Origin of the sequence: Shewanella sp. SW32 (genome assembly GCF_025653365.1) — a bacterium.
Lineage (GTDB): Bacteria > Pseudomonadota > Gammaproteobacteria > Enterobacterales > Shewanellaceae > Shewanella > Shewanella oncorhynchi.
Window position 1 is genome coordinate 1 of record NZ_JAKKSJ010000017.1, and the last position, 11,639, is coordinate 11,639.

General features: G+C 42.3%; 12 protein-coding genes. 5 read left to right on the top strand and 7 right to left on the bottom strand.

The window, feature by feature from the left end:
- Together L5M28_RS11575 and L5M28_RS11580 are read right to left on the bottom strand one after the other, a co-directional pair.
- A partial coding sequence (locus tag L5M28_RS11575) for a transposase (protein ID WP_263196057.1) occupies positions 1 to 126 on the bottom strand: 126 nt, incomplete at its 3' end.
- 200 nt (positions 127 to 326) lie between these two features.
- Positions 327 to 962, bottom strand: a complete 636-nt coding sequence (locus L5M28_RS11580) for a LuxR C-terminal-related transcriptional regulator (protein WP_028760305.1) — start codon at positions 960 to 962, stop codon at positions 327 to 329.
- A gap of 297 nt (positions 963 to 1,259) precedes the next feature.
- Here L5M28_RS11580 and L5M28_RS11585 point away from each other — a divergent pair, with 297 nt between their 5' ends.
- A complete protein-coding gene (locus L5M28_RS11585) occupies positions 1,260 to 2,006 on the top strand; it encodes a cytochrome b/b6 domain-containing protein (RefSeq protein WP_263196052.1) in 747 nt (248 codons plus the stop codon).
- Positions 2,007 to 2,063: 57 nt separating this feature from the next.
- Here L5M28_RS11585 and L5M28_RS11590 read toward each other — a convergent pair whose 3' ends face one another.
- From L5M28_RS11590 to L5M28_RS11605, 4 genes are all read right to left on the bottom strand, one after another.
- Complete coding sequence (locus tag L5M28_RS11590) at positions 2,064 to 3,314, bottom strand: tetratricopeptide repeat protein (protein ID WP_263196051.1); 1,251 nt, start codon at positions 3,312 to 3,314, stop codon at positions 2,064 to 2,066.
- 290 nt (positions 3,315 to 3,604) lie between these two features.
- Positions 3,605 to 3,955 (bottom strand): tetraheme c-type cytochrome CctA, encoded by a 351-nt coding sequence (gene cctA / locus L5M28_RS11595; RefSeq protein ID WP_263196050.1) that lies wholly within the window; start codon positions 3,953 to 3,955, stop codon positions 3,605 to 3,607.
- A gap of 510 nt (positions 3,956 to 4,465) precedes the next feature.
- Positions 4,466 to 5,548, bottom strand: a complete 1,083-nt coding sequence (locus L5M28_RS11600; protein ID WP_198572698.1) for an AI-2E family transporter — start codon at positions 5,546 to 5,548, stop codon at positions 4,466 to 4,468.
- Between the two features lie 227 nt (positions 5,549 to 5,775).
- The gene (locus L5M28_RS11605) at positions 5,776 to 6,009 is read right to left on the bottom strand and encodes a sulfurtransferase TusA family protein (RefSeq protein ID WP_263196049.1); all 234 of its coding nucleotides are present in this window, start codon (positions 6,007 to 6,009) and stop codon (positions 5,776 to 5,778) included.
- Positions 6,010 to 6,120: 111 nt separating this feature from the next.
- On the opposite strand from L5M28_RS11605, the gene L5M28_RS11610 reads away from it, so the two are divergent.
- From L5M28_RS11610 to L5M28_RS11625, 4 genes are all read left to right on the top strand, one after another.
- Positions 6,121 to 7,590 (top strand): M48 family metalloprotease, encoded by a 1,470-nt coding sequence (locus L5M28_RS11610; RefSeq protein WP_198572697.1) that lies wholly within the window; start codon positions 6,121 to 6,123, stop codon positions 7,588 to 7,590.
- Positions 7,591 to 7,718: 128 nt separating this feature from the next.
- Positions 7,719 to 8,069 carry an arsenate reductase (glutaredoxin) gene (arsC, locus tag L5M28_RS11615; RefSeq protein ID WP_168823940.1) on the top strand — a complete coding sequence of 117 codons (351 nt, stop codon included), beginning with the start codon at positions 7,719 to 7,721 and terminating at the stop codon, positions 8,067 to 8,069.
- 52 nt (positions 8,070 to 8,121) lie between these two features.
- Positions 8,122 to 8,496: a DUF2069 domain-containing protein gene (locus L5M28_RS11620; RefSeq protein ID WP_028760312.1), complete on the top strand. Its 375-nt coding sequence runs from the start codon at positions 8,122 to 8,124 to the stop codon at positions 8,494 to 8,496.
- Positions 8,497 to 8,798: 302 nt separating this feature from the next.
- Complete coding sequence (locus L5M28_RS11625) at positions 8,799 to 10,754, top strand: hypothetical protein (RefSeq protein WP_263203393.1); 1,956 nt, start codon at positions 8,799 to 8,801, stop codon at positions 10,752 to 10,754.
- A gap of 118 nt (positions 10,755 to 10,872) precedes the next feature.
- Here the strand turns inward: L5M28_RS11625 and hda are convergent, their stop codons facing one another.
- Positions 10,873 to 11,583: a DnaA inactivator Hda gene (hda, locus tag L5M28_RS11630; RefSeq protein WP_006081292.1), complete on the bottom strand. Its 711-nt coding sequence runs from the start codon at positions 11,581 to 11,583 to the stop codon at positions 10,873 to 10,875.
- Positions 11,584 to 11,639 lie beyond the last annotated feature (56 nt).

Below are 11,639 nucleotides of genomic sequence, written 5' to 3' on the forward strand. Positions count from 1 at the left end.
ATAAATTGACCTGTATAACTCCTTACCAAGGTTTCCTTTTAATATTTTAAAACGGTACTTCGGAGTCCAAACAATATGATATTTGCAACGCCAATAAACATGTGATGAACTTCTATAATCGCCCATGCTTTTCGTTTCCTCTTACTTGTGGTGAATAAGAAGTCTCTTTTAGCATGGGCGTAATTCAGGCTATAGCCTCAAGGAACAATCACCACCGCCAGAGGCGGTGGTTTGGGGATGACAATAAAAGGGGCTTTAGCCCCTTTTATCTGAGATAAGACTTAACTTAAACGTAGATCCGTTTGTATATCAATACTGATATCGACTTAAACCACCACATCGTGCAAATAGGTTTGTGCCCACGCAATCGCTTGACCACGGCTAGACACTCCAATTTTACGGAATACTCGGTACAAATGGGTTTTTATCGTGCTTTCACTGACAAACAACTGATTGGCGATATCTAAATTAGTACTGCCCGTCAACAATGCTTGTAATACTTCACGCTCACGGATAGTTAACGGTTCAGTGTCTTCAAACAACCCAAAATCATCATTTACCCCATTAATGAGCTGAATTGGGATGACCCTATGACCTCGTAAAATATTCGAGAGTCCAAGGCTTATCTCAGTTAAACCTGCATCGAGATAAAACACCCCTGCAGTTGTGGCTGCTTGCATTAAGAAACGTGCATCCACTTGTTTAGGGAACTGCAAATAGACAACTCGCACACTCGGTTGCTCACGGGCAAGTAAACGTTGAAATTGATGGGCTTTTTGAAGATCAACAGTCGCTAAATCGATCACGACCATGGAGGCATTATTATCTTTGATTTTCTCACACATCTCATCAGGGCTGACTTGGGTCAACTTAACGAGAAACTCCTGCGGCCAACGTCCTGCGAGCAATTCCATCAATACTTGCGATCGTGACACTACAATCCAATGTAATATTTTGAACATCCTGCTCACTCCCTGTCTGGTTAACGATTATTCACTTTAAGGATCTAAGATCCTCCAAATACAACTTCAACATCCGTTCAATAGACTTCCAAGTCTACCGTGGTCACGATATTAGCATTAGATAAAACAGATTAAAAAGACTTACGTAAAAAATATTTACCGTACGCAAATCAAAAACTTCTAACACTTTCGTTGACTACACTATCAATCAGAAGTCTTAATTAAAACTGAAAAAAGTTACTGAAATTTTAGGATAAAAGCGTAAGATCATACCAACACAAAAAATAAGGAAATTCCATGTCCAGCAGTAACCCCACCGCTTTTGAAATAAAATCCTATCCTGTGTGGGACAAACCGACGCGATTATTTCATTGGATTAATGTCATTCTTGTGCTCGCACTCACCTTAGTCGGTGGCATCATGATGTATCGCACTGAGCTAGGCATATCTGAGTTAACAGGTAAAATTGGCTTGAAAACTTTACACGTGTGCATAGGATATGCGTTCGCAATAAACCTCATCGTCCGCCTTGTGTGGGGTTTTATCGGTAACAAATATGCGCGTTTCAGCCACATGTTTCCCAATGCTAATAGCAAAAGCGAATTAATAGCTTATAAGACTGAATTAGCCGCGGGGAAAAATCCGCAGTATTTAGGTCATAACCCTAAAGGTAAATTTGCCGTGCTGGCCATCATGTTGCTATTAGTGACCATAATGATCACTGGACTTTTCCGTGCAGGTACAGATATTTATTATCCGCCGCTAGGTAGTGCTGTACAAAGTTATCTTGCTGATACCAATGTCGAACCTACAAGCTTAAAACCCTATGATGCAACGGGTGTGAATGCAGAAAAAGCGGATGCACTTAAACCAATGAAAGGATTGGCAGGTCAAGTGCACGTCTATGCGGTTTATGTGTTGTTACTGCTGATGTTATTACATGTATTCGCGGTGATTTATACTGAAGTAAAACGTCAACCAGGGATTATTTCAGCCATGTTCTCCGGCAAGAAGATCATCCAAGGCCAACCAAAAGATGAGTAATGTTTAAAAAACTGACGCTTGTTTTCCAACAAGCGTCAGAACAAATGCTCCCAAATATTAATGGTTCTGTTGACTTAACCATTGCAATTTTGCTTTATACTTTTGTAGGTTATCAGGTAATTTTGCTAACTCTAACGCTTGATGCAAAGACTCTTGTGCTGAGCGTATATCTCCCAAGGCAAACTGGGCTTTAGCAAGATCATAGTATGCTCTATGGAAGTAAGGCGTATTATTTAAAAATTTTTTTAAATAGACTTGTGCTTTTTTATAGTCCGCAGATTTTAATGCATCGAGCCCTAAACCGTACCATTCATAAGGTGTTGAGTCATTAAGAGCAAGTAGTTGTGCCTCGACTGAACTTAGCTCTTTTTTATCATCAATCTGTCTTAAAAGTTGTCGATAATTACTAAGTAACACAACTTGGCTATCAGCGATTTCAAGCCCATATTTATAAAAATCCCGAGAAGTGTCATAATCGCCTGCACGACGGTGTAATATTGCCATCATATTTATAACAGGTGAGTACTTAGGCGCTAATAAAACCCCTCTTTCAAGCATTGCGAAACTTCGACTTAAGTCACCTTCCAGCAAAGCATCTGCTGCAAGATTACGATAAAACATCGCAAGAAACTCCTGCTCACTAACAATAGCGCCAGCTCGATCATTCACGTCTGGAAAATAATCAATAACAGTATAATTTCCACCACTTAGATAGTGACCCTTATATGCACTATCAGATAGAAAAACGCGAACATGATCCGAACTAACAACCAAATCATCTTTAATATCAGTAAGTAATGGAGAAGAGTGAATTACTTGAAAAGTGGTTTCTACATTCAATATATTAGCAACTGCATAAGTCAACAAAGCTAGACTCATACAATTTCCACTCTGGGTTCTCAATGCTTCTGATGCGATATAATTTCTACCCTCGTAGTTAAAGTGTTGCATTTTACTACTGATGAATTCAAAAACTTGTTTTCTGGGTGAAAGTTTTTCAATCTCTTTTCTTCTTATGAAATCATTTAATTCAGTGCGCTGTTCACTTGTAAGACTTGATAAGCTATCAACTGACGGAACAGGAATAGTCTGAGTATTGAATAATGCGCTATGTGATGCAGGTAGGACTAAAGGCTTACGTGTGAGCAACTCATCGACTGAGGAATATGAAACACACCCAGAGACAAGACTTAATAAAATAAAAAAAGATAATATTCTACAAGGTGTTAAATAAAATGCTACAGGAACTCTTCTTTTTTTAGAGTTAGATGAAAATAAATAAAAAACATTACTTCCATGTTTGGTCATTTCACTTCCCTATAAAATCAATTTACATACTGAATACAAAATGTATACCACGAATGCAAATACCCTGTCAAAACCATCACTGTTGTAACCGATTTTGATTTACACATTGACACAATGTGCCAGTAAAGATATGAAAAAAATATTATTTGAATTACATTTATTTTGGCACTTAGAGTTACCTAGAATAACTATTCAACTTCTACTCCCTCTATGCAAAAAAACACCAGCAATTTGCTGGCGTTATTTATTTAGACTTGAAGGCTCACGCCAACGTTTCTAACATTTTTTGATTATTTTTTCAGAATAGTCGCTGGGGTACGACCATCATCATGGCAACTTTCACAGGTAGGTTTTTGACCGACATTCATATCATGTACCGCATGACAATCTGCACAGACTAAATTACCGTCATGTGGCTTATGCACAGCGTCCATTTCAGCATAGGTACCATGACAACTTTGGCACTGTGCAAATTCAAAGGCACCATCCGCAGAAGGTGTACCATCTTTATGACAGCTTTCGCATCCACCTGACTCAGCATGGAAATCAGACAATTTTTGATCTGCAGCAAATGCGGTTGGCGACAGCGCTAACGCTGCAAGACTTGCCCCGAAAAGTGCACTTAATAGTTTTTTGCTCACAATAGTATCCTCCAATGGCGATTGTCAGTGGAAATTCTTGTCAGGGTGACTTCCATCTCTCAACCAAAATAAATAGCACGACTCGATATAACTTAGCTAAGGATGAACGAATAAGCAAACCCAAACTAAGCGACACAACTTTATCAACATACTCAAGGGTAAAATGTGCGCTGCATCATGTAACCACATGCTTATATAAGAGTTTTACATCTACCTAACCTAGAGGCTACATAATGTAAATCCCTAAACTGGCAAGCGACAGAATAAATCCCCCTTAATCTAAAACTAAAAGCTCGATTCATGGTGATACTTAAGACAAAGTGATAATAAAAAGGAATGACAATAAGTGAATGGGTACAGAGTACTAGACGAGGATGCTTTAAATAGTGAAGGCACAACATTCAACCAAAACGCCTCTGGCACTTAATTCAAATGCCAGAAGGAATTAGCGATAACGGTTAACTCGCCCACTATAACCAATGATACAAATAGCTATTAGACAGGTAGGCATCAACTCGCATCAAGTTTATTGTCAGCCTCAAGCTCTGTTTTAGGCCAAGCGTTAATCACGGCTTTGACCAACGATGCTAATGGAATGGCAAAGAATACTCCCCATACACCCCATAAACCGCCAAAGACTAAAACGGCCGCTATGATGATCACCGGATGCAAATCCACCGCATCGGAGAATAAAATAGGCACGAGTAAATTACCGTCGAGCGCCTGAATAATACCGTAACCCAACATTAAATAGCCAAATTCAGAACTAAAACCCCACTGAAAAAATGCCACTAGGGTGATAGGTAATGTAACTAAGGTTGCACCGACATAAGGGATCAATACCGATAACCCCGTTAACACACCGAGCAACACCGAATATCGCAGTCCCATCAAGGCAAACAAAATATAAGTTGCGACACCAACAACCACGATTTCGATCACTTTGCCACGAATGTAATTAAAAATCTGTTGGTGCATTTCAAACCACACTTTACGCGCTAACTGGCGATTTGCGGGAAAAAATCGCTTACTGCCGCTAATCAGTTGATCTTTATCTTTTAAAAAGAAAAACACCAGTAAGGGCACTAAAATCGCGTACACCATCAAGACGAGTAAAGAAGCTGAATAACCGATTAATTGCTTAGCAATATCCAACACATGTTGAGTATCGAGCAGTTTTTTAAGCTCACCAACCATCAGATCTAACTGCTCTGGATTGATAAATCGTGGATATTGATTGATCAGTGTTTGTATTGTCAGCAAGCCTTTATCTATCATGCTAGGCAAGTCGGCAATTAAGCTAACACCTTGACGCCACACACTCGGAATTAAGCCAAATGTCAGTAAAACCACGATTCCCAAAAACAACACAATAACCAAGGACGCACCAGCGGTGCGATTAATCCCCAATTTAAGCATTTGCGCCACAGGCCATTCCAATAGAAATGCCAACACAAGAGCGACCAACAGCGGAGCAAGTAAACCTGCCGCAAAATAAATCACTAGCGCGAGCCCGACAAGAATAGCCATTAAGGTCACAGCTTGTGGATCACTAAAGCGCTCTTGGTACCAACGAGAAAAAACAGTAAACATGGATCATTCCAATATAGTGATGGCTGGCGAGGCTTCCCAAACGCTCAGGAAAGTTTATTTATCATGATGCTATTCGAGACTTTACTCAGTTAGACTTTCGCTCCTACACGTCAGCTAAATCAAAAAATAAACTGATAGGAGTAAACAACCGAGCCTGAGCGGCACTCTGGCTCAGAATTAAGCGATTAATGTTAGTCTCAGAAGATTTAAACATAAAAATCCTCAATTTATCCCTGAGATAGATCAACTTTGGTGACCATCAAGGCTAACAGACTTGCATCATTATGCAACTCTTGCACGACATGCCCTTGTTTTTTTAAATATTGGGGAACATCTCGCCGCGAACCAGAGTCTGAGAGTAAGATATGCAACTGCTCACCCTCTCGCATTGGCTTCAATGCAAGCTTCACTTTCACTAAGGGTACTGGACAACGAAAGAGCGTTAAATCAATAAAAATCATAATGAACTTGCTATAGACGAACTTGGGCCATTATCCTAAGTTGCACCTCAAACTACAAGCTAAGTGCAGTATCTGCCTTTAGTTGAGATAATTAGAAATAAAAGGATCCGCTTGCGTAACTTGACTTTTTTGACTCGATTCAAACCTTTTGTTGCAGGCGCACTCTCCTTGATGCTGCTAACCTTCGCCGCCAAAAGCTTTGCCAACAATGACTTACCGGATTTAGGTACGGCCGCAGTTAACACCTTCAGCCTTGAAAAAGAAATGGTTTACGGTGATGCTTATATGCGCATCATTCGCTCATCGGCACCTATGCTAAATGACCCCGTGTTGAGTCAATATCTTACCGAGCTTGGCAATAAACTGGTCGCCCATGCCACAGGCGTAAAAACGCCGTTTTATTTTTTCCTATTACAAAATGATGAAATCAACGCCTTCGCCTTCTTTGGTGGCCATGTTGCCGTGCACACAGGCTTATTTCTCAATGCCGACAATGAAAGCGAACTCGCTTCAGTATTAGGCCACGAAGTGACTCACGTTACTCAACGTCACCTTGCCCGATCCCTTGAAGCACAGCAAAAAAGTAATCCTGCAACAATTGCCGGTTTACTCGGCGCCATTTTGTTAACGATTGCAGTACCACAAGCAGGTATGGCGGCGCTTGCGACAACCCAAGCCATGGCGACACAATCGAAAATCAACTACACCCGTTTGCATGAAAAGGAAGCCGATCGCATCGGAATGCAAATTCTAGTGGATGCAGGCTTTAATCCTAATGCTGCAGCGGATTTCTTTGGTAAATTAGCCAGTCGTTATCGCTTTACCACCACACCACCACAAATGTTATTAACTCACCCATTGCCTGAATCGCGGATCACTGAAGCCCGTAACCGTGCCGAGCAATACCCTAAACGTTATATCCCTGATAATCTTAATTTTCAGCTAGCAAAAGCTCGTATTCAAGTCCGTTTTTCCAGCTATAGCGACGAAGCAGTATTAAGCATGTTTGATCGGCAGCTCAACAAACAGACCTATACCTTCAAAGAGGCAGCACTTTATGGCAAAGCGCTGGCTTTATATAGATTGAAGAAGTTTAATGAATCAGAAAAAATCGTCGATGAGCTGTTAAAAATCGATGATAACAACCTGTTTTATATAGACACTAAATCTGATTTACTGATCGAACGTAAGGACTATGCAAAAGCGATTACTATGCTCGAAGCCCAGCGTAAAATGAAACCAACGTCTCAAGTGATCAATGCCAACTTAGCCAATATATATATCGAAGCCGATCAAGCCCCCAAAGCAATCCCTTTGCTGGAAGATATGATTTTCCTCGATAAACAAAATGAACTGCCTTATCAATTGTTGACTATGGTGTATAAAAAAACCGGCAATCAAGCATTGGAATATTTTTCCACCGCAGAGCTGATGGCCTTAGGTGCTAATTATAAGGGCGCAATCGATCAACTTAACTTTGCCTACCGTGCATCCGAAAATAATCCATTACAGCTTGCACGTATTGAAGCACGTATTCGCCAGTTTAAAATGGCTGATAAAGAGATGGATGCGCTTAAGTAATAAGTTGTTTTACAAATAGATTAAAGACAATTACCCATTTATGCGCCTCGAACACACTGACGGGGCGCGGTTTTTTCTGTTATTATCCGCGCCATTGTTATTTCAGCCCGTATTGAGCCTCTAGTACTATGACCCAAGCGACGATTTACCATAACCCACGTTGTTCAAAAAGCCGTGAAACCTTAGCTTTACTCGAGCAACAAGGCTGCGACATTACCTTAGTGGAATACTTAAAAAATCCCCCTACGGCTAAAGATATCGGCGACATTCTGGTTAAATTAGGCATCAGTGCTCGCGAATTAATGCGCACCAAGGAAGCAGAATATCAAGCCTTGGGACTTGCAGACTCATCACTAACAGAATTGCAGTTGATTGAGGCTATGGTCAACACACCTAAACTCATCGAACGGCCAATTGTGCTCGCCAATCAAAGCGCAGCCATCGGCCGTCCTCCTGAGAATGTACTTACTATTCTTTAACCCATAATTTTTAAACAAAAATGGCTTTTATTTTCAACCCTTAGGTAGACTTATGACGTCCAACACCTTATTTATCCTTAGCCGTTTAGGCTACTTTGCGCTAGTGCTGCTGTTAGGCGGTTGGTTTGTTGGCCAAGGGATTAGCGGTGAATACACCCTGCTATTTAGCCTCTTATGGATAGTGCCGTTATTACTACCCGCAAAGGGAGTTTTCCAAGGTAATCCATACACTTACGCTTGGGCAAGTTTTATTCTGTGCTTATATATGTTACATGGGCTCACCCTGCTTTATGTCACCAATGATGCCTTCGCTTTTGCCTTAATCGAAGTATTATTGATTGGCGTACTGCTAATCGCTTTCCCATTTTATGCCCGCATACGTGGTCGTGAACTGGGATTAGGCCTGAAGAAAAAATCTAAAGAATAGTCCGTTCAATGTATTTTCAGTGCCGTCTCACCTTGCTAGGTATGGCGGCATTTTTTATATTAGAAGGCCAAACCTTGGCTCAAATATCCCTTATGATCTCAGTCTGAATACCCATTTTAACCTTAGTTCTAACCTCCGTTCCGACGTCAATTCCCATCACGACAAAATTAACACTTATTATACTTACACTGACTTTTTGCAACTAAGTGCCCGTGTTATAGTCAGTTTCTCACAGTATAAGCGTCCCATGACGCCACAAAAGTCTAAATAGCACAGCAGAGTTAACAAGGGAGAATGGTGTAATGGGAATGTCGATACCACTGAAATTTTTCGGATTTATGGCCTGCTCGGGCCTACTTGCGGCATGCGGAGGCGATGGTGATAGTCAACCAGATGATAGTGTAGTCACGCCCCCCTCCACTTCACTAGCACGCTGCACAGATAGCATTTCGCCACTCATTACCACCACGTCATCCTCAATTCGCTTTCAAACCGAGCAAAATTATGTGGCGGGTCAATCTAGTATTATCATTGCCAATATCCTAAATCGTGACAGCCAAGACTTAACCTTCCGTTGGCAGCAAATCGATGGCCCTAACATAGCACTAGTCAGTCAAAACAGCCCAGTATTAGCCTTTGATACTCCCACCGCAGGCGGCTACCGTTTTAGCTTGCATGTGACGGGCAGTAATCTAGATGCCACCGGAGAAATTGGCATTAATGTCGATCCCGCATCGACGGGTGTGCTAAACGTTCGTCAAGATCACCAAGTGGTTGAAGGCAATAATGTGAGCTTAAGACTCGGACAACAATCGGAATTAAGCGCAGCAAATATCTCTTGGTGTGTAGCATCTGGCCCAGATTTAATGGTCGATGTGAGCGATCCGTTTAGACCCTTGTTTACCGCGCCAACGGTCACCCAGGATACAATCACTCGGCTCAAAGTGAATGCCAACGTCAATGGCAATCAGCTTAGCGATGATGTCTTTGTGCTAACAACCTCGGTGCCAGCGATAAGCTCACCATACTTCGATACCCCAGTTGCGCGCACCCATGCCTATCGTCCGACTTCACCTTACGCCAATGTGCTAGCAAACTGTGTTTACTCCAATCAGCTTAATGATAACTGCACTATCAATACCTTACCTTTGATAGGTCAAATCTCAAGCGATCTAAATCGTGAGACGATTCTAAATCGAGTACTGGTTTCCCACGATTGGATGGGTGATAACTTTGCCGCTTTCTTAGCCCAGATGGATCCCGATAGTGACTTTGCCCGCCTGTTACAATCCGTTACAGCCGTGGTGATTAGCTATGATGTACGCCCTTCTTTTTACTGGGTAGTCACAGGGGCGATTTATCTCGATCCCAATGATTTATGGCTTACGTCAAGCCAGCGCGACACTATTAATGAGGCGCCGGATTACCGCAGTAATTTTGGAAATGATCTTAACTTTGTGATGCCTTGGCGTTATGTAAAAGATAACCAATATGCCTCCCTTGGCGTGCCTATCACCGTCAGAGCAAACCGCACATTAGCGCAAATCAATCCCGATCTGGCCTCCTTGTTGTACCACGAGCTCGCCCATGCCAATGACTTTTTTCCACGCAGCGTGCATACCACACTCACAGGGCCAAGACTGTTAGATGACTACAGCCGCCGCAATGCCAGCAAGAGTCTAATTTCAGATCAAGTCAGCAAAACCTACCCATTAACGAGCACTGAAATGATGGGACTTGCCAATGTTAGTTTCCTCGGCGCAGCGGCGAGTAATGTGCAGAAGACCTATCAAGCATCGGATGTCAGTACTTTCTTTTCTACCGATATCGCCAGCGACTTCTATGCCTATTCCAGTACCCGTGAAGACACGGCCATGTTATTTGAAGAAGCCATGATGAGTTATCGCTATCAAATATTGCGTGATGTCGCCGTCACCAATAAACCTGCGATTTTAACTGCGGATTCGCTGATTATTGACTGGGGACAAAGGGGACGAATTGCAAAAGACAGTCTAGAAAATCGCGCTGCGTTGGTGATTGATGAAATGCTGCCGGAGCTTAATGGGATCAGTCTGGTCGAAAGCCTACCCGAACCAATTAATATGGTGCAAGGTCAAAGCTGGCGTCAAACATTGGCAATATCGCCTGCGAATACGCAGCTCAAAAGCGAAAGCAATGCAGCTGCAATTAATGCCGAGTCTCGTTTTGAAGCCGAACTTCGCTTAAGTGGTGACCGTCACCAACATCCACAACAATAGCGTTTTAAATTTTAGATAAACAAAAGCCCGTATGTATTCAACATGACGGGCTTTACTCTTTTTGGCTTTAATGCCAGTAGGTTTTGTATCTTCAGAACGAACACAAACCATGCTGTATCTAAAGGTGCAGCATCTCTTTGGCAAACGGAATCGTGAGCTTACGCTGATGCACTAATGAGGCTTTATCTAACTTATCTAATACATCAAACAAGGTACGCAAATCCCGCGCCATACGGTTCAGTAAAAAACGCCCGACATCTTCCGGTAATTGCAGGCCACGCATAGCGGCGCGGCGTTGCAGTGCGGCAAGTTTTTCATCATCTGCCATGGGTTGCAGTTGGTAATTCAACCCCCATTGCATACGTGAAACAAGATCTGGCAAGAGGAACCCAGCATCCGCAGGAGACGAACTGCCGCTAACCACTAAGGCACAATTCTTATGTTCTGCAACGCGATTGTAGAGATCAAAAATCGCCTCTTCCCAAACGGGGTGGCCGGCGATAGCATCGACATCATCGATACAAACCAAATCCAACTGTTCTAGGCCTTCAAGCAATGCGGTCGAAATACTCGCATGTATGCCTAAAGGAATATAAAAGCTGCGACGTTCCACTTCATTAGCGTGGGCGCAAGCAGCGTGCATTAAATGGGTTCGACCCGATTTAACTGGGCCCCACAAATAGATGGCGGCTTCACCCTGCCCTTCGGCATTCGCTCTCAATTTTTGAATAAGTTCATCATTACCCGCGGCGGGGTAATAACTATTAAAGGTTTCGTCATCTGGCAAATGCACAGGTAGCGAGAGTTGCAAAGGTGAGTTTAAGGGCACTCGGTCTTCTCAATATTAAATAAAAACAATGCCGTGCTTAACTAAGCACGGCCGAT

Excerpts from the sequence above, each read along its gene's own strand:
- L5M28_RS11580 (WP_028760305.1), bottom strand. The coding sequence starts at position 962 with ATGTTCAAAATATTACATTGGATTGTAGTGTCACGATCGCAAGTATTG.
- L5M28_RS11585 (WP_263196052.1), top strand. The coding sequence starts at position 1,260 with ATGTCCAGCAGTAACCCCACCGCTTTTGAAATAAAATCCTATCCTGTG.
- L5M28_RS11590 (WP_263196051.1), bottom strand. The coding sequence starts at position 3,314 with ATGACCAAACATGGAAGTAATGTTTTTTATTTATTTTCATCTAACTCT.
- L5M28_RS11600 (WP_198572698.1), bottom strand. The coding sequence starts at position 5,548 with ATGTTTACTGTTTTTTCTCGTTGGTACCAAGAGCGCTTTAGTGATCCA.
- L5M28_RS11605 (WP_263196049.1), bottom strand. The coding sequence starts at position 6,009 with ATGATTTTTATTGATTTAACGCTCTTTCGTTGTCCAGTACCCTTAGTG.
- arsC (WP_168823940.1), top strand. The coding sequence starts at position 7,719 with ATGACCCAAGCGACGATTTACCATAACCCACGTTGTTCAAAAAGCCGT.
- L5M28_RS11620 (WP_028760312.1), top strand. The coding sequence starts at position 8,122 with ATGACGTCCAACACCTTATTTATCCTTAGCCGTTTAGGCTACTTTGCG.
- L5M28_RS11625 (WP_263203393.1), top strand. The coding sequence starts at position 8,799 with ATGGGAATGTCGATACCACTGAAATTTTTCGGATTTATGGCCTGCTCG.